Consider the following 18,422-nt stretch of genomic DNA (forward strand, 5'->3'; position numbering starts at 1 on the left):
AAGTCATCGCCGGGGCGGTATCGGACGAGGGTGCGCCCCCGCAGGGCCTCCCTCAGATGAAGTTCAGCGCCGCCGCGCCGCCCGCTCCCCCGAGCAGCATGAACGCCGGCATCAGGACCTTCAGCTCGACCCAGCTGCCCGCCCGGAACCGCATCAGCTTCGGCGGTCCGATGGGGTACCAGCGCTTGCGGCCGATGGGGATGGGCCACAGGATCGGGCAGCCGGAGACCGTGAGCGCGTCCCCGATGTCGTGCACCAGCGCGCCGAGCACGACCGGCAGACCCAGCCACAGGTACTCCTGGCCCGGCGCCGTGAACAGCCAGTCCGCGCCGTTTCCGGGCTTGTCCAGGACTCCGGCGAGGATCCAGGCGCTCGTCGCGGCGAGCAGCCACACCAGCACATCGCTGCTCGACCCGCGCGCGGCCCGCCACAGCAGGCCTTCGATGGCGAGCACCACGTGGACGAAGAGCAGCGCGAGGACCGCCCAGCGCCCACCGAAGATCGCGAGCGCGGAGGACCCGGCGCCGATGAGGACGGCCCACAGCCAGGTGTGCGTGAGGGTGCGGTGCCCGCCGGCCCTGCGCGGGTCGCCCTGCTTGCGGGTCGCCTTGTAGACGGCGGCCGAGAGCTTGTCGACGATCTCGCACAGGCCCCGGGAGACGGGTCCGAAGGCCCGCGAGATGGTCGCCGACTTGTGGTCGAGGTCGGGTGCGAGCGCGGCCCCGGCGCAGATCAGGGCTCCGACGAGGAGGACGGGCCAGGGCATCGTGTGTCCGGCGGCCGCCGCGGCCGCTCCGACGCCGAGCCAGGCCGCCGCCCCCGACAGTGAGTGTGCCGGACCCATCATGGCTGTTCCCCGCCCCATTTCTGTTGTGCTGACGCCCCGTTGGCCACACAGCGTAGCGTTCGTGATCTTCGTGGAGCCCGCCGGTTCCCGGATCGGGACAGAAGGAAGGCAAGATGGGGGTGTGACCCTTATTGATCAGCTGCCGCCGGATGCCGACCCCGATGCCCTCTTCGAAGCCTTCTCCTCGTGGGCCGAGGAGACGGGGATCACTCTCTATCCGGCTCAGGAGGAGGCGCTGATCGAGGTGGTCTCCGGAGCCAACGTGATCTTGTCCACGCCGACCGGCTCCGGAAAGAGCCTGGTCGCTGCGGGCGCGCACTTCACGGCGCTGGCTCAGGACAAGGTCACCTTCTACACGGCTCCGATCAAGGCTCTGGTGTCGGAGAAGTTCTTCGACCTGTGCAAGCTCTTCGGCACCGAGAACGTCGGCATGCTGACCGGCGACGCGTCCGTGAACTCCGACGCCCCCGTCATCTGCTGCACGGCCGAGGTCCTCGCGTCCATCGCGCTGCGGGACGGCAAGAACGCCGACGTCGGCCAGGTCGTGATGGACGAGTTCCACTTCTACGCGGAGGGGGACCGCGGCTGGGCCTGGCAGATCCCGATCCTCGAACTGCCGCAGGCACAGTTCATCCTCATGTCCGCGACGCTCGGCGACGTGTCGATGTTCGAGAAGGACCTGACGCGCCGCACGGGACGCCCCACCTCGGTCGTCCGCTCCGCGACCCGCCCCGTGCCCCTGTCGTACGAGTACCGCCTGACGCCCATCACGGAGACGCTCACCGAGCTCCTGGAGACCAAGCAGGCACCGGTCTACATCGTCCACTTCACGCAGGCACAGGCCGTCGAGCGCGCGCAGTCGCTGATGAGCATCAACATGTGCACCCGCGAGGAGAAGGACAAGATCGCCGAGCTGATCGGCAACTTCCGCTTCACCACCAAGTTCGGCCGCAACCTCTCGCGGTACGTGCGCCACGGGATCGGCGTGCACCACGCGGGCATGCTGCCGAAGTACCGGCGGCTCGTCGAGAAGCTGGCGCAGGCCGGTCTGCTGAAGGTCATCTGCGGCACGGACACCCTGGGCGTCGGCGTCAACGTCCCGATCCGCACGGTGCTTTTCACCGCCCTCACCAAGTACGACGGCACGCGCGTACGGACCCTGCGCGCCCGGGAGTTCCACCAGATCGCGGGCCGCGCGGGACGTGCGGGCTTCGACACGGCGGGCCTGGTCGTGGCGCAGGCGCCAGAGCACGTCATCGAGAACGAGAAGGCGCTCAACAAGGCGGGCGACGACCCGAAGAAGCGCCGCAAGGTGGTGCGCAAGAAGGCCCCCGAGGGCTTCGTCGGGTGGACCGAGTCCGGCTTCGAGAAGCTCATCGCCTCCGAGCCCGAGCCGCTGACCTCCCGTTTCCGCGTCACGCACACCATGCTCCTGGCGGTGATCGCCCGCCCGGGCAACGCCTTCGAGGCGATGCGTCACCTCCTCGAGGACAACCACGAGCCGCGCAAGCAGCAGCTGCGGCACATCCGCCGCGCCATCGCGATCTACCGTTCGCTGCTCGACGGCGGTGTGGTGGAGAAGCTCGACGAGCCGGACGCGTCGGGCCGCATCGTGCGTCTGACGGTCGACCTCCAGCAGAACTTCGCACTGAACCAGCCGCTGTCGACGTTCGCGCTGGCCGCCTTCGACCTGCTCGACCAGGAATCCCCCTCGTACGCCCTGGACATGGTGTCCGTCGTCGAGTCCACCCTGGACGACCCGCGCCAGATCCTCGCCGCCCAGCAGAACAAGGCGCGCGGCGAGGCCGTGGCCCTGATGAAGGCGGACGGCGTCGAGTACGAGGACCGCATGGAGCGCCTCCAGGACGTCACCTACCCCAAGCCGTTGGAGGAGCTGCTCTTCCACGCGTACAACACCTACAAGACGAGCCACCCGTGGGTCGGCGACCACCCGCTCTCCCCCAAGTCCGTGATCCGCGACATGTACGAACGGGCGCTGACCTTCACGGAGTTCACGTCCTTCTACGAGCTCGCCCGCACCGAAGGCATCGTCCTTCGCTACCTCGCGAGCGCGTACAAGGCCTTTGAGCACACCATCCCGGACGACCTGAAGTCCGAGGACCTGGAAGACCTCATCGCCTGGCTCGGCGAGATGGTCCGGCAGGTCGACTCCAGCCTGCTCGACGAGTGGGAGCAACTCGCCAACCCCGAGGTCATGACCGCGGAGGAGGCCCAGGAGAAGGCCGACCAGGTCAAGCCGGTCACGGCCAACGCCCGCGCCTTCCGCGTCCTGGTCCGCAACGCGCTCTTCCGCCGCGTCGAGCTCGCCGCGCTCGACCACGTCGAGGAGCTGGGCGAACTGGACGCCGACTCCGGCTGGGACGCGGACGCCTGGGGCGCGGCCATGGACAAGTACTGGGACGAGTACGAGGATCTCGGCACCGGCCCCGACGCTCGCGGCCCCAAGCTGCTGCTCATCGAGGAGGACGCGGAGCACGGTCTGTGGCGCGTCCGGCAGACGTTCGCCGACCCGAACGGCGACCATGACTGGGGTATCAGCGCGGAGGTCGATCTCGCGGCTTCCGACGAGGAGGGGCGGGCCGTCGTGCGGGTCACCGACGTCGGTCAGCTCTGACGGCTGTCGGCTGACACCTGCTGAGCAGTGACCGCCGACCGCTGACTGACCGCTGACCGCTGACCGCTGACCGCTGACCGCCCGGAGCTTCCCCCGGACAGGAGTCGAGGAACCACCATGAGCAATCCCGCCGACCGTCTTGTCGACGTGCTGGACCTGGAGCAGATCGAGCTCAACATCTTCCGTGGTCGCAGCCCGCAGGAATCCCTCCAGCGGGTGTTCGGCGGGCAGGTAGCCGGGCAGGCGCTGGTGGCCGCCGGCCGCACCACCGAGGGCGAGCGCCCGGTGCACTCGCTGCACGCCTACTTCCTGCGGCCCGGCCGCCCCGGCGTGCCGATCGTGTACCAGGTCGAGCGGGTGCGGGACGGGCGCTCGTTCACCACGCGCCGGGTGACCGCGGTGCAGCAGGGACGCACCATCTTCAACCTCACCGCATCCTTCCATCAGCCCGAGGAAGGAGCGTTCGAGCACCAGTTGCCGCCGCGCATCACGGCTCCCGACCCCGAGTCACTGCCGACGGTCGCCCAGGAGATCACCGAGCATCTGGGCGAGCTCCCCGAGCAGCTGGAGCGGATGGCCAGACGTCAGCCCTTCGACATCCGCTACGTGGACCGGCTGCGCTGGACCGCCGAGGAGGTCAAGGACGCCGAGCCGCGCAGCGCGGTCTGGATGCGCGCGGTCGGCCCGCTCGGCGACGATCCGCTCGTCCACACCTGCGCGCTGACGTATGCGAGCGACATGACGCTCCTGGACGCCGTCCGCATCCCGGTGGAACCGCTGTGGGGTCCGCGTGGCTTCGACATGGCTTCGCTGGACCACGCCATGTGGTTCCACCGCCCCTTCCGCGCGGACGAGTGGTTCCTGTACGACCAGGAGTCCCCCATCGCGACGGGCGGCCGCGGCCTCGCACGCGGCCGTATCTACGACATCGAGGGCAGGCTGCTGGTCTCGGTCGTGCAGGAAGGGCTCTTCCGGGCTTATGGGGAGCGGCACATGGACGGGCGGCCGTCGACGGGCGCGTGAGCGTCTCCCGCCGGCACGCCGGTTTTAGCCCGGCGCGTCGGTCAGTCCAATGCGTCGGTCAGTCCAATGCGTCGGCGAAAGGGTCCCCCAAGACGCCGGCGAGACGGACGAGTCCGAGCCTGTCACCGTCGCTGACCGCCGTGTAGACGGTGTACGACCACCCGCGGTCGGCTGCGTATCGCGACGCCCACTCCAGGAGTTCGCCGATGTCGACGGTGTCGAGGACTTCGTACTCGTGCGCCGTCGCGGCGGGAACGTCCCAGAAGTAGACGCGGTAACGGGCGTGGTCCAGTTCCCACGTGGCGTCACGGGGATCGATGCCGCGGATCTTCATACGGATGAGCCTAGAGCGTGGGGCCATCACGAGGAGTTCATCGGCCGTCAGGTGTGATCGTTAGGCTTCCCGGCCTGCCCGGCCTGCCCGGCCTGCCCGGCCTGCCCGGCCTGCCCGGCCGGCTGGCTTTCGCCCTCGGCGTCGATATGCGGAAGCAGACGGTCCAGCCAACGAGGCGTCCACCAGGCGGACTTGCCCAGGAGCGTCATGACCGCCGGCACCAGCAACAGCCGCACCACTGTGGCATCAATGAGCACGCTGGCCGCGAGGCCGAGACCCAGCATCTTCACCACGATGTTGTCGCTGATGATGAACGCTGCGAACACGCTCACCATGATCAATGCGGCGCACGTGATGACCCGCGCGGTGATCTCCAGGGCGTGAGCGACGCTCGCCTTGGCGTCGCGGGTGCGCAACCATGCCTCGTGGACCCGGGACAGCAGGAAGATCTCGTAGTCCATGCTCAGCCCGAAGACGATCGCGAACATCATCATCGGTACGTAGCTCTCAATCGGCACCTCCCCCGACACCCCGAGCGCAGGGCCGCCCCAGCCCCACTGGAAGACGGCCACCACGACCCCGTACGAGGCGGCGATCGACAGGACGTTGAGCACCGCTGCCTTGACCGCGACGAGCAGGCCGCGGAACACGACGAGGATGACGAGGAAGGCCAGGGCGACGACCACCGCGATGATCAGTGGCAGCTTCTTGGAGACGATCTCCAGGAAGTCCGCCTGCGCGGCGGTCGTCCCTGTGACGTACGTACTGGCCTTCGTCCCTGACACCGCCTGCGGGAGCACGTCGTCGCTCAGGTGCTCGTGCAGCTCGGTGGTCCGCTCGTCCTGCGGAGCGGCCACGGAGTAGGCCGTGGAGATCAGGACGTCACCGTCCGACGTGGCCTTCAACGGGGTGATCGCGGCCGCGTCGGGTACGCCGGTGAGGGCCTTTTGCGCCTGGCTCGCCAGCGCCGCCCTGTCCGACTGGGGCACGTCGCTCTGATCGATGACGAGTGTCATCGGGCCGTTCGAGCCGGGACCGAACGCGGAGGACATCAGGTCGAAGGCGCGCCGGTCGGTGAAGGACTTGGGATCCGCTCCGTCGCCGATGTGCCCCAGCTGGATGGAGAAGACCGGGACGGACAGGACGGCGAGCACGGCGGCGCCGCCGACGAGGAACCACCACGGCCGTCGCTCCACGCGCTGTGCGTAGCGATGCCAGCCGCCCTGGTCGGCGGATCCCGGCTCGGTGCTCGTCTCGGCGATCGGGGTCCGCACCCGGAGTTTGTCGATCCGGCGCCCGATCAGTCCGAGGAGTGCGGGCACCAGCGTCAGCGCGCCGAGTACCGCCGTGACGACGGTGACCGCGGCAGCCAGGCCCAGCTTGCCGATGAACGAGATCCCGGAGACCCACAGTCCGGACAGGGCGATGATCACCGTGCATCCGGATACCAGGACCGCCCGGCCACTGGTCGCCGTCGCGTGCCCCGCTGCCGTGACCGGGTCCTGGCCCAGGAGGTTCTGACGGTGGCGGGTGACCAGGAAGAGGGCGTAGTCGATCCCGACGCCGAGACCGATCATCGTGGCCAGCGTCGGCGAGACCGTGGCGAAGGTGAACACCCCCGCAAGGAGGCCCAGGCAGGCGAGGCCGCAGAGCACGCTGATCAGCGCGGTCACCAGCGGCAGCAGCGCGGCGAGCACGCTGCCGAATCCGATCAGCAGGACCACGATCGCCACGCCGAACCCGATGGCCTCGCTCGTGCGGTCGTCCGCCTCGGGGCGGGCGAGCTCGCCCAGCGGGCCTCCGTACTCCACCTCCACACCGGCGCTGCGCAACGGCTGCACCGCCTTGTCGACACCCTTCAGGTAGTCGTCGCCGAGCGTGGAGGGCTGAACGTCGAAGCGGACGGTGATATAGCCGGTCTTGCCGTCGGAGGACAGCGGGCCGACGTTCGGCGTACCGGCTGGCTGCTGCTGCGCGGGCAGCGGGCTCTGCGCGGACAGCACGTGGGGGAGCTTCTGCAGGCTGCTGACGGCCGAGCCGACCTGGTCGCTCTTGTCACTGAGGGGCTTGCCCGAGTCGTGCAGGACGACCTGGGCGCTGTAGCCGCCGGCCGCGGGCTCGTGGGCCTGGAGAACGTCCAGGCCCGCCTGCGACTCGGTGCCGGGCAGGGAGAAGTCGTCGGAGTACTGACCTCCGTAGGCGTGGTTCAGGACCTGCAGCCCGACCAGAGCGGCCAGCCACACCACCACGACGACCGCACAGTGGCGGGCGCACCACTGCCCGATCCGCCGAAGCAGGCCCGGCCGTGGCGGTGAGGCGTTCGGCCGGCGTGATGAAGCGCTCGCCGGTGGCTCACTCGGCCCGCGTGACACAGACATGCTTGCTCCCCGAGGCATAGGTCACCTCGGATTCAACGCAACGGCGACACTCGGGGCACCTCGGGAGCGGGGAAACGGGTGACGGCCCCTGCTCCCCTGCGGCACAGTGCGCACGGGTGCTCGCACCCACTCTCAGGAGCGCGGTGCGGGAGATGTGCTCCGGGCAAAATGGCATGTGTACCTCCGGTCGGCTTGGGACCTCAGGACTTCGGAGCCTTGGACCTCGGAGCCTCGGGATTTCGGGGCCTCGGGACTTCGGGCGGGCTGAGGAAGGATTGGAGAAAGGTGTGGGGGCGTTGAAGAGGGTGAACGAGGACATGACCGGGGATCGTGACCGCCTGCTGGCCGAGGCCGTGCGGCTCCGGGCGGAAGGCCACCGCGAGGAGGCCCGGGATCAACTCCTCGCCCTGTGCGAGCAGTTCCCCCAGGACGCGGAGGTGGCGTACCAGACCGCGTGGGTGCACGACACGCTGGGCCTGGAGGCCGAGGCGGTTCCGCACTACGTACGCGCGGTCGAGCAACCGGGCCTTTCTCTGGATGACCGCCGGGGCGCACTCCTGGGTCTGGGCAGCACTTACCGCGTCCTTGGCCGCTATCCGGAATCCGGAATCCGTCACGATCTTGAGCGGCGCGGCGGCGGAATTCCCGGACGACGCCGCGCTCAAGACCTTCCTGGCCATGGCGCTCTACAACACCGGCCGGGCGCACGACGCGATGGAGATTCTGTTGACCCTGCTCGCCACCACGAGCCAGGATCCGGACATCGCCGGCTACCGTCCCGCGATCGAGCACTACGCCAAGGACCTCGACGCGACCATGTAGGGACGCGCCCCGCGGCCGGCTCTGCTCTCATGCCCGTCTGGCTAGGCTCCCCTGCGACGCATCCACTTCAGCAGGCCTCGCGGTTCCTGCGCCCGTCCTCCGTTGCCCTCGTCGGGCTGTGCGGCGCGTGGTGCTGGGGGGTGCGGCGCGGGGTGTGGGCTCGACTCGGCATCGGGCTCCGCATGAGAAGCAGGAACGGTGCCGGGCGCCGGGTGGGGCTCAGGCTTCGGTGCGGGCCGTGGCGCCGGCCGTTCGCCCCTTGCCTGAGAGAGACCGATGGTGAGGTTGGCCCGCAGCCACCGGATCTCGTCCGGGTCGTCCGCGGTCGTGATCTTTTCGATGATCCGTCCCGCCGGTGTCTCCGGTGCGCCCTGGGCGAAGGGGTGGGGCATGAGCCTTCGCACGTAGGCGCGTTCGTACGGGTCCTTGATGATTTCCGCGATCTGGACCGGGTCGAGCAGTGAGGCCACGGCCGCGGCGCGCTCCCAGGGATCAGCGGACTGCCGCAGCAGTGCTCCCGCGTGGCGGCCCCGCCAGTTCCGTGCGCGCAGGTCCACGCCCGCCTCCAACTGGGCGCGGATCGTGCCGGGGGCGCGACCGGTCAACAGGCTTGCGTTGACCTCGGACTCGGCGAAGTGCTTCAGCTCTTCGGCCAGATACAGCCACACCACGGCTCGGTAGCGGTTGAGGTAGAACTTCACCGGCGTGACGAAGCCTGCGCGTGTGAGCCGCGTGAACCGAGCCGTGGAGATGTTCATGAGAGCGGCGCCCTCCGTGGTCCCCACGGCTCTGATGCGCTCCATCCACGCCTCGGGGAAGCCCCCCCCGGCACGGACGCGCTCGATCTCCTCGCGTGTGACGCGGCGCCGTCCGCCGATCGCGTCGCTGACGGTGCGGATGCGCCCCAGCATCACTGCGAGCTCGAACTCGCCGCGTTTCAGCCCCAGTTCGCGTGCCGCACGGCTCTGCGTGACCGGGGCCCGCTCTGCCGTGTCGGCGGTTTCCTGCGTGATCGTGTGACCTGTCATGGTGGTTCTCCCCCGTGAGGCGTCTTTGCTCTCGGGAAAACCGTAGCGCGATCAGCGCAATCCGCGTCGGGCCTGTGGATAACTCTCGCCGCACTGCCGTCTCAGCAGGTCAGAGGTCTACGACCGGTGTCCGTTCCGGCTGCCGGGCGCCTACCCCGAGGTGCTCGCCGACGCGATTGACGAGGAGCGTCATCTCGTACGCGACCTGACCGATGTCCGCCTCCGCGGAGCTGAGGACGCACAGGCAGCTGCCGTCGCCGGCGGCGGTGACGAACAGCACGGCGTCGTCGAACTCGATCATCGTCTGCCGCACGGTGCCCGCCCGGAAATGCCGCCCCGATCCCTTGGCCAGGCTGTGCAGGCCCGACGAGACCGCGGCCAGGTGCTCCGCGTCCTCGCGCTTCAACTCCGAGCTCGCGCCGGTCACCAAGCCGTCGTTGGACAGCACCAAGGCGTGCCGTACGGACTCCATCCGCTTGGTCAAGTCGTCGAGCAGCCAACCGAGGCCCGTGTTCTGCGCCATGTTCCCGTCTCCCCGCTTTCTGTTCCCCCTGGCTGAAGGAACTGACCTGCCAGCCTTCCCCACCATCGGCCGCCCGGCAAGCATGATGAGGACATGGCACAGAAGATGACCGAGGACCAGTGGCGGGCTTTCGTCTCGCAGGGCACCCGTACCGGCAAGCTGTCGACCGTCCGGGCGGACGGCAGCCCACATATCGCACCGATCTGGTTCCTGCTGGACGGGGAGGAGTTGGTGTTCAACACCGGGGCCGAGACCGTCAAGGGACGGAATCTGGCGCGGGACGGGCGTGTCGCCCTCTGTGTGGACGACGACAGGCCTCCGTTCGCGTTCGTGGTGATTCAAGGCCAGGCACGTCTGATCGACGATCTCGACAAAGTGCGGCACTGGGCCGGGCGGCTCGGCGCGCGCTACATGGGCGAGAGTCGCGCCGAGGAGTTCGGCGAGCGCAATGGCGTGCCCGGCGAGCTGCTCGTACGCGTCAAGATCGACAAGGTGGTCGCTCACGGCGGCGTCGCCGACTGACGACGCCTCAGCCCACCTCGCCGTGCTCGTCGCTTGGGCCGTACTCAGCCCAAACGGCGCTGTACTCACCCAACGGCAGTGTTCAGCCCACCGTGTCGAGCAGCCGGGCGGTATGCATCCGCCCGGCGTACTCGACCAGGCGTATCAGCACCTCCTTTCCCGAATCGCGGTCCCGTGCGTCGCACAGCACCACGGGGGTGCCGCGGTCGAGGTCCAGGGCCCGTGACACTTCATGTGCGCCGTACGTACGCGCGGTCGCGAAGCAGTTGACTGCCACCACGAACGGGATGTGCCGGTGCTCGAAGTAGTCGACGGCGGGGAAGCAGTCCTCGAGCCGTCGGGTGTCCGCGAGGACGACGGCTCCGAGCGCGCCCTGGGACAACTCGTCCCACAGGAACCAGAAACGGTCCTGCCCGGGTGTACCGAAGAGGTACAGCGACAGGCCCGACCTGATGGTGATGCGGCCGAAGTCCATGGCGACGGTCGTCGTGGTCTTGCGGTCGACTCCGCCGGTGTCGTCCACCGACTGGCCCACCTCGCTGAGGAGTTCCTCGGTGCGCAGCGGGCGGATCTCGCTGACCGCGCCGACCAGGGTGGTCTTGCCCACCCCGAAGCCGCCCGCGACCAGAATCTTCAACGCCATGGCGGTCGTGTCGCCGCCGTCGGCGTCAGAGCGCTCGGAGCCCATCGATCACCTCTCGCAGGATCTTCTCGTCGGGTAGCTGCGCGGGGGGCACGGGTCGGTGCACGTTCACGCAGCCCATTTCCAGCAGGTCGCCGAGCAGCACCCTGACCACCCCCACGGGCAGGTCGGCGTCGGCTGCCAGCTCGGCGACCGTCTGGGTCTCCGTGCGGCACAGTTCGATGAGCGACCGGTGTTCCGGGCCGAGCGCGGTGTCGTCCCCGGGGCCCGGTGCGCTCTGGTCCAGCGTGACGAGTGCGATCAGATCGAAACGCACTCCACTGGGGCCGGGCCGGGTCCGCCCGCCCGTCATCGCGTAGGGACGGACCAGCGGTCCGGCCTCGTTGTCGTACCACTGGCTGCCCGCGTCGCGCGGGTCGCCGCTTCTGTTCTCGGTCATCTGCGTCGACCGCCCTGTGTCATCCGACGGCGGGTGGCTGCGCCGCGAAACGCGGCGGCGTGTACAGGTGCTCGCCGACCCGTTTGACCAGACGCGCCATCTCGTAGGCGACCAGACCGATGTCTGCGGTCACGGCACTGAGTACGGCGAGACAGGAGCCGTCACCCGCCGCCGCCACGAACAGGAAGCCGTCGTCCATCTCGACCATGGTCTGGCGCACTCCCCCGGCCCCGAAATGCCGGCCCGCGCCCTTGGCGAGGCTGTGGAACCCGGAGGCGACAGCGGCGAGATGTTCGGCGTCCTCTCGGGTGAGGGCGGTCGAGGCTCCTACGGCGAGTCCGTCGTTGGAGAGCACCACGGCGTGCCGCACCTCACCGACGCGCGATACCAAGTCATCGAGCAGCCAGTCGAGTTCGCTGGCCCTGCCTGCGGTGATGCTCTGATCCTGGATCATGCGTGATCTCCTTCGGTGCTGTCACTGGCCGGGGCGGACCCTGGGGTGTCGGGGACCGCGCCGACGATGCCCGGCCTGCGGCCGCCGCCGCGGGCCCAGCCGTCGCGATAGGCGGACATGCGGTCCCGTACCTCTTCGGGGCTGCGTTCGGTGTCTTCGGGGACGCTCGCGGATGTGGGCGCGTCGCCGCGGGGTCGCTCACGCAGCTGGGGGGCGAGGCTGGCCTGGCGCACGCGGCGCGGGAGGTCGTCCGAGGATTCCGGGGCGTGGTCGGGTTCCGCCTCCGGGGGCTTGTTCAGGCGCAGAGCCGTGACGCCTGGGGGTGTCGCCGCCGGGGTCTCCGTGGACGCGGCCAGTGCGGGGCGGGCGGCCGGGGCGGGCACGGGGCTGCCGTTCATCGGTGCGGCATCGGGCACGCGCGCGTGCCCGATCTGTTCGCGGTCGCGTTCCATGGCGTGTGCTCCGGTGCTCTCCGGGGTGGTGCTCTGCAGCAGTGCGGTGGGCAGGAGGACGACGGCGGTGGTACCTCCGTAGGGGGACGTGCCGAGGTGCACTTTGATCCCGTGTCGCGCGGCGAGCCTGCTGACGACGAAGAGCCCGAGTTGGTCGCTGTCGAACAGGTCGAGTGTTTCGGACTGCTCGATGCGGTGGTTGGCGTCGGCCAGGGCCTCTTCGCCCATGCCGAGGCCACGGTCCTCGATCTCCAGGGCGTAGCCGTTGCCGACCGGTTCGCCGTTGACCCGCACCTTGGTGTGGGGCGGTGAGAACTGGGCGGCGTTCTCGACGAGTTCGGCCAGGAGGTGGGTGAGGTCGGCGACGGCCGTGCCGACGACCGCGGCGGTGGGGAGTTGTCGTACCTCCACGCGCGCGTAGTCCTCGACTTCGGATACGGCCGCACGGACGACGTTCGTCAGGGAGACGGGCAGGCGCCAGGCTCGCCCCGGGGCGGCTCCGGAGAGGATGATCAGGCTCTCGGCGTGCCGCCTCATCCGGGTGGTGAGGTGGTCGAGCCGGAAGAGGTCGCTGAGCTCGTTCGGGTCGTCCGCCCTGCGTTCCATGCTGTCGAGGAGGCTGAGCTGGCGGTGGACGAGTACCTGACTCCTGCGGGCGAGGTTGACGAAGACGCCCGAGATGCCGCTGGCGAGCTCGGCACGCTCGATGGCAGCACGCAGGGCTGCCCGGTGCACCGTGCCGAGCGCTTCATTGACCTGCCCCGTCTCGTCCTCCGCGGGCGGGCCGGGTGGCGCTTCGGCGTGGATGTCGATCTCCTCGCCGGCGCGCAACCGCCGCATGGCGTGCGGAAGTTTGTGCCGCGCGATCTCCAGGGCGCCGTTGCGCAGGCTCACCAGCTCGACGACCAGGCCTCGCCCGATGCGCACGGAGATGACCAGTGAGGCGGCGACGGCCAGGAGCCCGAGCAGGACGGCGGCGCCTGCCGGGGTGAGCAACCCGCGCGTGAACGGGTCGGCGCGGCCGGCGGCGCTGCGGCTCGCACCCTCGTCGATCGCGCGCAGCTCGTCCCGTACGACCGTATGGGCGCTGTCCCACTTGGCGGCGGACGACGCGTCTGCGGCCTTGCGTCCCGGTGGCGCGACGAGCACCTTGTCCTCGACGGCGCGCACGTCGGCGTACGCGCTCCCCTCCACGAGGTCCTGCCAGGCTGCTCGTTCGGGTCCGCGCAGATCCGCCACCGCCGCGTCGGTCAGGGTCCGCCGGGTGTCGACGGCTCCGGTGAACTGCCGCAGCCGCTCGCCGTCCAGGGTGCCCTCCAGCCGTGCGCTTGACAGGACGACGTCCTCACGCGCCAGCATCTCGGCGGCCCTGGAGAATTCGAGCAGCACGCGCGCGTCGGAGCCGCGTTCGGCGTCCTTGATGCCGGTGAGTGCGCCGCCGACCCCGAAGGCGGCCGAGATGGTCCTGGTGTACTGGCCGTAGGCCGCGTCCCAGCCGGTGCGCCGGTCGAGCACGTCGGTCCGCACCGTGCTCAGATCCTCGGCAGCGGAGACGAACGACTCGAGCCTGGACGCCACGCCGGTGGGCAGCCCGGCGCCGTCGGCGACTGTTCCGCCATCGCCGCGGCGCAGCTTGGCCACCGCGCGGTCCGTGCGTTCCGCCTGCCTCTCGAGTTCGCCGCCGCGGTCGGCGGCGGGCTCGGTCGCGTAACGCACGGCGGCCACGCGCTCGGCCTGCAGTGTGGCGATGGCAGCGTCGACGGGGTCGCGCACCTGAGCGTCGACGCGCTGCAACTGCCGCAGGTTCGCCACGTCTTGGGCTGTGGTGACTGTGGCGTAGCCCCACAACCCGAGCAGGGAAACCACCGGCACCATCAGCAGGCACACGATCTTGGCCCGTACGGTGCGTGGGCGCGGCCACCACGAGCGCTCGCGTGACGCGGGGTGCGTGAGCGGTCCGGACTCCAAGGAGGCTTCCGCGTCGGGCCGTTCGTCGGCGGGTGGTCCCGCGTGGGCGCGTCGACCGCGCGCCGGGGCCTCGGGCTTCGGCGGCGCTATGCCGTCGGCCGGGTCAGGGGTCCTACGGGGTGTACGCATGGCCTCCTCGCTCGGGGAGATTTCTGGGGCGTGTCCGCCGGGCCGTGACCGGTTCGGTCGTGCCGCTACTGGGCGGCGCCCTCCACTGGTCGTTGGGCCGCCACGGAGGCCTCACGCTCCCCCGAGGTCGGAGAGAGCGCGACAAAAGCCGAGGTCAGGAAGAGGTAGGAGCCGAGGCCGACGGCGAGGGGGAAGATGAACTGCATGGTCGTCGCCCCGGGTAGCGCCGCACCCGACTCGGTGACCCGCACGCTCACGGCCAGCATGCCGGTGTAGTGCATGCTGCTCACCGCTCCGCCCATGACAAGTGATGCGACGGCGACCGCGAGCGGCGACTTGATGTTGAGCGCCGCCCACAGGGCCGCGGTCGCCGCGACGACGGCGATGACCACGGAGGCGCCGACGAGGACGGGGTCGTAGCGAACGTCGCCGTGCAGTCGCAGCGCGGCCATGCCCAGGTAGTGCATGCTCGCGACGCCGAGACCGGTCGTGAGCCCGCCGAGCGCCAGCGCACGCCCGCGGTCACGGCCGTAACCGACGGCGAAGACGCCGACTCCGACGACGGCCATCGCGACGACGAGGCTCAGGATCGTCAGTGGCACGTTGTAGTGGATCTCGGTGCCGGTGACGCCGAAGCCGAGCATCGCCACGAAGTGCATCGTCCAGATCCCCGTGCCGATGGCCGAGGCCGCGGTGATGAGCCAGTTACGACGTGACGCGCCCGTGGCGCCGAGCGCTCGGACGGTGCAACGCAGCCCTAGGGCTGCGCCGATACAGGCCATCGCGTACGACAGCACGGGGGTCAGCCAGCCGAAGGTGGCGTGGTCCAGGTGTCCCATGGCTCCGGGACGCTAGTCCGCACAGGGGCGCACAACAGGGGCGCAGTTCGAAAGGTGTTGGAATATGACAGAGAGAGGGTCCTGAACGATCGCGTCACGCTCGAACGTGTGCCCCCAGCGCGCAGCCGAGTCGTTGCGTAATCATGTCCACATGAGCGATGACCAGACGCGCGTCCGTGACTTCTTCTCCGCCCGTGCTGCCGACTGGGACAGCCGGTTCCCCGACGACGGTCCCGCCTATCGGGACGCCGCGTTCGAGCTCGGCCTGCACCACGGCGACCGCGTTCTCGACGCCGGGTGCGGCACCGGGCGTGCGCTGCCCGCGCTCAGGGAGGCCGTGGGCCCCTCCGGGGTCGTCGTGGGGATCGACCTGACTCCCGCCATGCTGGAGGCCGCCACGCGGGCGGGCAGGGACCGCGAAGGGCAGCTTCTGCTCGGGGACGTGACCCGTCTCCCGGTACGCGACGCCTCACTCGACGCCGTGTTCGGCGCGGGGCTGGTCTCCCATCTGCCCGATCCGGCGGCGAACCTGCGGGAGTTGAGGCGCATCGTGCGCCCCGGAGGGACCCTCGCCCTTTTCCACCCCATCGGCCGGGCGGCGCTCGCCGCGCGGCAGGGCCGGCAGATCACCCCGGACGATCTGCGGGCCGAGGCGAACCTCCGCCCGTTGCTCACCGGTGCGGGCTGGCAACTGACGTCGTACGTCGACGAGGACGCGCGGTTCCTCGCGCTTGCCGTACGGGAGGACTAGCCCTCGGGGGCGGCCACTCTCGCACGGCAAGCCGCGGTCCTCGAACGCCGCCTGGCGTTCCTCGAGGAGCCGGCCAGCTTCTTCTACGAGGGCGAGCGGCCGTTGCGCGCCGAGGAGATGGGCGACCCGTTCCGACGCGGCATCCTCACCATCGCCCGCGCGACGAGCCGAGCCGAACTCGCTTGGCTGCGGACGACGTTGGCTTCACTCCGCTGACGTCGAGCTCACTCCGCCGAAGTGACCGCCGATCCGTCGGTGTGGACGACGGGGCAGCCGCGGACACCGGGCACCGGGAACGTGCCGAGTTCGCCCACCCGATACCCCTTCGGGTAGCCCCTGATCTCCCAGTTCTGCCGGGCGTAGTGCGGCGCCTTTCTGGGCGGCATCAAGCGCACGGCACGGCCGCGCAACCGCACCGCGTGCCTGACCAGCGTCCGGGTGGCGGAACTGGGCGGTTCGTAGCGAAAGGCACGCAGGAGGGGTTCGTCGAGAAGCGCGAGAGTCGAGGCACGCAACACGGGCGCCAGCGGACGCGGATACCACGAGGCCATGAGGTCGAGGGTCGCGTCGGAGACCCTGCGCGCGCCCTCGTCCCACGCGAAGTGGGCCTCTTCGTAGTCATCGAGACACTTTTCGAAGGCTTCGTAGGAGTCCGGTATGCCCTGGATCCCCATGTGGCGCCCCAGGGTGCGGTAGTAGACGGCGGCCGCGGTCCTCTCGTGGCGTGACAGCTTGCGCCATCCGTAGGCGTCGATCCAGCGCTTGGGCATCACTACGAACGTGCACAACACGTAGCGCATGTCTTCATTGCTGATGTCGTAGCTGCGGTGCATCTGGTTGATGCGGCGGATCGCGGTGCGGCCCTCGTCCGTGCCGAAGCCGTGCTCCACGACGGTGTCGAGGAGCAGGGCCGTGTCGTCGTACCGCTTCTGCGTCCGGCCCGTCAGTTCCGCGGTCTCGGCCAGGAGTCGACCGATAGTGGGTACGGCGTAGGTGCGGTAGAGCGCGAGCTCCAGAGCGCGGGTGTAATCCCAGGGGAACTCGTACGTCGCGGTGAGCCGGTAGATCGTCAGGGCGTCCTTCTCCGGGTCGAGACGCCGAACCTCCTTGAGCCGGTCATAGCGCTGCACCGCACCGTCCCCCTTCTTTCGCTGGAACTCCAACTCTACGTTGGGGTAGAGCAGATGAGTGATCATCAGCGGAAACCACGACCGGGGGAAGGTGGCCCACATGTTCGACAAGCTCCGCAAGCTGTGGCGCTCGGAGGAAACGGTTGGCGTCCAGAAGGGGGAGCGCCCGCGCAACCTCTTCGAGGCGGCCGCCGTCTACGTGGCGGCGTGCGCCGAGGACGACCAGGACCGTCAGGACGAGGCCACGGGCTGGGTGTCGCCGGAGGCCTTGTCCTTCGGTGTCAGCGAACTCGCCTGCCGAGCGGTCATCGCCCTCGCACGGGAACGCGACGAGTCGCCGACGGATGTGGCGCGTACGCTCCTCGGCCTGCCTGCCGCCTGACATCCGTGTGCGTGGGGTCGGGGCAGGCCGGTGCCGCACGGAGGGGGTTGCCTGTCCCGGCCGCGTGCGTGAGGCGCTCTCGGACCTCGCGGGGGGGCACGAGCGAGTTCCCGGTGCGTACGAGCGACTCTCCTGGTCACGCACCCCTCGACGATCATGCTGACCTGTGGTTAGGGTGCGCCGACGGATGAAGCGATGGGGAGGCTGGCATGGCCGGAACGGACGACGCTGTCGCCGCCGAGGACGACGCGCTGTACGTGCTGACCGCGGTGCTGCTGACACCCGCGAAGTTCCCGAGTGTGCTCGGTGACGACTATCCGGAGGCGTGCGCGGCCCTGGGGCTCGCGCCGCTCGCCGCCGGGTACGGTCTGGTGCTCGGTCAGGACGGTGCGGGCGCCCGGTGGACGGTCGTGGTCGACGACGTGTCACTCGTGGCCGTCGCCATCGCCTCCTGGGACTGCGGCATGGAGTACGACCTGTCTCCCGACGAACGTACGGTGGTCGCCGCCCTGCCCGGCTGGCCGCTGGCGGTCGCCGTCGCGGCGCCCAACGTCCCCCCGCCGCACGACCCCGAGCCCGAGGAAGCGGACCAGAAGCCGCTCTCACCTCCGCAGTCCGACACCTGGGGACCTGCTCAGCGTCGGCTCGGCGCCGACGAGATCGCGCTCCAGTGGGCGGCGTGGCGCGAGCAGATCGACGACGCGGATTTCTTGACCGACAGCGTCGAGAAGGACGCGGCGCCCGACGGCGGGGAAGCCATCCCGGAGAGCGGCGAGATCCCTGAGCCAGAAGCCGCCGCGGGAGCCGAACCCGACGCCGAACAGGCTCCCCTCACCGGCGTACGTCGCGTGCTGGCGGAAGCTCGGGCCTACGTGAGCACTCCGCCGCCCCTGGGCCGCGTGCGGTCGTCTTTCGCCTCTGGGGAGGCGCGCACCCTGCGAGCCGACGGTCCTGGCTGGTCCATGGTGGCCAGGACCGACGACATCGCGTTCGTTCTTCTCGACGAAGAGCCGGGAGAGGTGCTGCCGGTGGGCCGCGGGCCCGAACTCCCCTGGCTCCTGGACGCACTCGACAAGATGGCCGTACGTCCCGCCTGATCCCCCTCGTCCCGCTGGTCCCGCTG

At 69.8% G+C, this 18,422-nt stretch carries 17 protein-coding genes and 2 pseudogenes; 8 read left to right on the forward strand and 11 right to left on the reverse strand.

Translation table 11 applies throughout. From position 1 onward, the window contains the following. Positions 1 to 52: 52 nt before the first annotated feature. A complete protein-coding gene (locus tag ABXJ52_RS02145; protein ID WP_367038809.1) occupies positions 53 to 847 on the reverse strand; it encodes a metal-dependent hydrolase in 795 nt (264 codons plus the stop codon). On the opposite strand from ABXJ52_RS02145, the gene ABXJ52_RS02150 reads away from it, so the two are divergent. After that, a complete protein-coding gene (locus ABXJ52_RS02150) occupies positions 846 to 3,482 on the forward strand; it encodes a DUF3516 domain-containing protein (RefSeq protein WP_367038810.1) in 2,637 nt (878 codons plus the stop codon). The genes ABXJ52_RS02145 and ABXJ52_RS02150 overlap by 2 nt on opposite strands. 117 nt (positions 3,483 to 3,599) lie before the next feature. Beyond that, positions 3,600 to 4,505, forward strand: a complete 906-nt coding sequence (locus tag ABXJ52_RS02155; RefSeq protein ID WP_367038811.1) for an acyl-CoA thioesterase II — start codon at positions 3,600 to 3,602, stop codon at positions 4,503 to 4,505. 58 nt (positions 4,506 to 4,563) lie between these two features. On the opposite strand, the gene ABXJ52_RS02160 is transcribed toward ABXJ52_RS02155, so the two are convergent. Continuing rightward, complete coding sequence (locus ABXJ52_RS02160) at positions 4,564 to 4,839, reverse strand: hypothetical protein (RefSeq protein ID WP_367038812.1); 276 nt, start codon at positions 4,837 to 4,839, stop codon at positions 4,564 to 4,566. 47 nt (positions 4,840 to 4,886) lie between these two features. After that, on the reverse strand, positions 4,887 to 7,217 hold the full coding sequence (locus ABXJ52_RS02165; RefSeq protein ID WP_367038813.1) for an MMPL family transporter: 2,331 nt from the start codon (positions 7,215 to 7,217) through the stop codon (positions 4,887 to 4,889). 317 nt (positions 7,218 to 7,534) lie between these two features. Here ABXJ52_RS02165 and ABXJ52_RS02170 point away from each other — a divergent pair. Then, a pseudogene (locus tag ABXJ52_RS02170) lies at positions 7,535 to 8,039 on the forward strand (tetratricopeptide repeat protein). A gap of 41 nt (positions 8,040 to 8,080) precedes the next feature. Here ABXJ52_RS02170 and ABXJ52_RS02175 read toward each other — a convergent pair. Together ABXJ52_RS02175 and ABXJ52_RS02180 are read right to left on the reverse strand one after the other, a co-directional pair. Continuing rightward, positions 8,081 to 9,067, reverse strand: coding sequence for a DUF6397 family protein (locus ABXJ52_RS02175; protein WP_367038814.1), 987 nt, complete (start codon positions 9,065 to 9,067; stop codon positions 8,081 to 8,083). Positions 9,068 to 9,176: 109 nt separating this feature from the next. Continuing rightward, positions 9,177 to 9,590 (reverse strand): roadblock/LC7 domain-containing protein, encoded by a 414-nt coding sequence (locus ABXJ52_RS02180; protein WP_367038815.1) that lies wholly within the window; start codon positions 9,588 to 9,590, stop codon positions 9,177 to 9,179. Between the two features lie 93 nt (positions 9,591 to 9,683). Here ABXJ52_RS02180 and ABXJ52_RS02185 point away from each other — a divergent pair, with 93 nt between their 5' ends. Then, positions 9,684 to 10,112 (forward strand): PPOX class F420-dependent oxidoreductase, encoded by a 429-nt coding sequence (locus tag ABXJ52_RS02185; protein WP_367038816.1) that lies wholly within the window; start codon positions 9,684 to 9,686, stop codon positions 10,110 to 10,112. 82 nt (positions 10,113 to 10,194) lie between these two features. Here the strand turns inward: ABXJ52_RS02185 and ABXJ52_RS02190 are convergent, their stop codons facing one another. The 5 genes from ABXJ52_RS02190 to ABXJ52_RS02210 form a co-directional block, all read right to left on the reverse strand. Continuing rightward, positions 10,195 to 10,800 carry an ATP/GTP-binding protein gene (locus tag ABXJ52_RS02190; RefSeq protein ID WP_367038817.1) on the reverse strand — a complete coding sequence of 202 codons (606 nt, stop codon included), beginning with the start codon at positions 10,798 to 10,800 and terminating at the stop codon, positions 10,195 to 10,197. Then, positions 10,781 to 11,194: a DUF742 domain-containing protein gene (locus tag ABXJ52_RS02195; RefSeq protein ID WP_367038818.1), complete on the reverse strand. Its 414-nt coding sequence runs from the start codon at positions 11,192 to 11,194 to the stop codon at positions 10,781 to 10,783. The genes ABXJ52_RS02190 and ABXJ52_RS02195 overlap by 20 nt, the downstream gene beginning before the upstream one ends. Before the next feature lie 19 nt (positions 11,195 to 11,213). After that, positions 11,214 to 11,648: a roadblock/LC7 domain-containing protein gene (locus ABXJ52_RS02200; protein WP_367038819.1), complete on the reverse strand. Its 435-nt coding sequence runs from the start codon at positions 11,646 to 11,648 to the stop codon at positions 11,214 to 11,216. After that, positions 11,645 to 14,197 carry an ATP-binding protein gene (locus ABXJ52_RS02205; RefSeq protein WP_367038820.1) on the reverse strand — a complete coding sequence of 851 codons (2,553 nt, stop codon included), beginning with the start codon at positions 14,195 to 14,197 and terminating at the stop codon, positions 11,645 to 11,647. Before ABXJ52_RS02205 ends, ABXJ52_RS02200 begins: the two co-directional genes overlap by 4 nt. Before the next feature lie 65 nt (positions 14,198 to 14,262). Further along, positions 14,263 to 15,036, reverse strand: coding sequence for an MHYT domain-containing protein (locus tag ABXJ52_RS02210; RefSeq protein WP_367038821.1), 774 nt, complete (start codon positions 15,034 to 15,036; stop codon positions 14,263 to 14,265). Between the two features lie 151 nt (positions 15,037 to 15,187). Between ABXJ52_RS02210 and ABXJ52_RS02215 the strand changes: the two genes are divergently transcribed. After that, positions 15,188 to 15,787, forward strand: a complete 600-nt coding sequence (locus ABXJ52_RS02215; protein WP_367038822.1) for a methyltransferase domain-containing protein — start codon at positions 15,188 to 15,190, stop codon at positions 15,785 to 15,787. Positions 15,788 to 15,814: 27 nt separating this feature from the next. After that, positions 15,815 to 16,003: pseudogene (locus tag ABXJ52_RS02220) on the forward strand (PadR family transcriptional regulator); the annotation flags it as partial. A gap of 8 nt (positions 16,004 to 16,011) precedes the next feature. On the opposite strand, the gene ABXJ52_RS02225 reads toward ABXJ52_RS02220, so the two are convergent. After that, positions 16,012 to 16,917 (reverse strand): oxygenase MpaB family protein, encoded by a 906-nt coding sequence (locus tag ABXJ52_RS02225; RefSeq protein ID WP_367048766.1) that lies wholly within the window; start codon positions 16,915 to 16,917, stop codon positions 16,012 to 16,014. A 100-nt stretch (positions 16,918 to 17,017) separates the two neighbouring features. Between ABXJ52_RS02225 and ABXJ52_RS02230 the strand changes: the two genes are divergently transcribed. Next, positions 17,018 to 17,299, forward strand: a complete 282-nt coding sequence (locus tag ABXJ52_RS02230; protein ID WP_367038823.1) for a hypothetical protein — start codon at positions 17,018 to 17,020, stop codon at positions 17,297 to 17,299. A 209-nt stretch (positions 17,300 to 17,508) separates the two neighbouring features. Further along, entirely contained in the window at positions 17,509 to 18,396 is an 888-nt protein-coding gene (locus ABXJ52_RS02235) for a hypothetical protein (RefSeq protein WP_367038824.1), read from the forward strand. Positions 18,397 to 18,422 lie beyond the last annotated feature (26 nt).

This window comes from Streptomyces sp. Je 1-332 (assembly GCF_040730185.1).
Lineage (GTDB): Bacteria > Actinomycetota > Actinomycetes > Streptomycetales > Streptomycetaceae > Streptomyces.

Bases quoted from the DNA above. Each gene is read 5' to 3' on its own strand.
- ABXJ52_RS02150 (WP_367038810.1), top strand. From the start codon at position 846: ATGGCTGTTCCCCGCCCCATTTCTGTTGTGCTGACGCCCCGTTGGCCA.
- ABXJ52_RS02145 (WP_367038809.1), bottom strand. From the start codon at position 847: ATGATGGGTCCGGCACACTCACTGTCGGGGGCGGCGGCCTGGCTCGGC.
- ABXJ52_RS02155 (WP_367038811.1), top strand. From the start codon at position 3,600: ATGAGCAATCCCGCCGACCGTCTTGTCGACGTGCTGGACCTGGAGCAG.
- ABXJ52_RS02160 (WP_367038812.1), bottom strand. From the start codon at position 4,839: ATGAAGATCCGCGGCATCGATCCCCGTGACGCCACGTGGGAACTGGAC.
- ABXJ52_RS02165 (WP_367038813.1), bottom strand. From the start codon at position 7,217: ATGTCTGTGTCACGCGGGCCGAGTGAGCCACCGGCGAGCGCTTCATCA.
- ABXJ52_RS02175 (WP_367038814.1), bottom strand. From the start codon at position 9,067: ATGACAGGTCACACGATCACGCAGGAAACCGCCGACACGGCAGAGCGG.
- ABXJ52_RS02180 (WP_367038815.1), bottom strand. From the start codon at position 9,590: ATGGCGCAGAACACGGGCCTCGGTTGGCTGCTCGACGACTTGACCAAG.
- ABXJ52_RS02185 (WP_367038816.1), top strand. From the start codon at position 9,684: ATGGCACAGAAGATGACCGAGGACCAGTGGCGGGCTTTCGTCTCGCAG.
- ABXJ52_RS02190 (WP_367038817.1), bottom strand. From the start codon at position 10,800: ATGGGCTCCGAGCGCTCTGACGCCGACGGCGGCGACACGACCGCCATG.
- ABXJ52_RS02195 (WP_367038818.1), bottom strand. From the start codon at position 11,194: ATGACCGAGAACAGAAGCGGCGACCCGCGCGACGCGGGCAGCCAGTGG.
- ABXJ52_RS02200 (WP_367038819.1), bottom strand. From the start codon at position 11,648: ATGATCCAGGATCAGAGCATCACCGCAGGCAGGGCCAGCGAACTCGAC.
- ABXJ52_RS02205 (WP_367038820.1), bottom strand. From the start codon at position 14,197: ATGCGTACACCCCGTAGGACCCCTGACCCGGCCGACGGCATAGCGCCG.
- ABXJ52_RS02210 (WP_367038821.1), bottom strand. From the start codon at position 15,036: ATGGGACACCTGGACCACGCCACCTTCGGCTGGCTGACCCCCGTGCTG.
- ABXJ52_RS02215 (WP_367038822.1), top strand. From the start codon at position 15,188: ATGAGCGATGACCAGACGCGCGTCCGTGACTTCTTCTCCGCCCGTGCT.
- ABXJ52_RS02230 (WP_367038823.1), top strand. From the start codon at position 17,018: ATGTTCGACAAGCTCCGCAAGCTGTGGCGCTCGGAGGAAACGGTTGGC.
- ABXJ52_RS02235 (WP_367038824.1), top strand. From the start codon at position 17,509: ATGGCCGGAACGGACGACGCTGTCGCCGCCGAGGACGACGCGCTGTAC.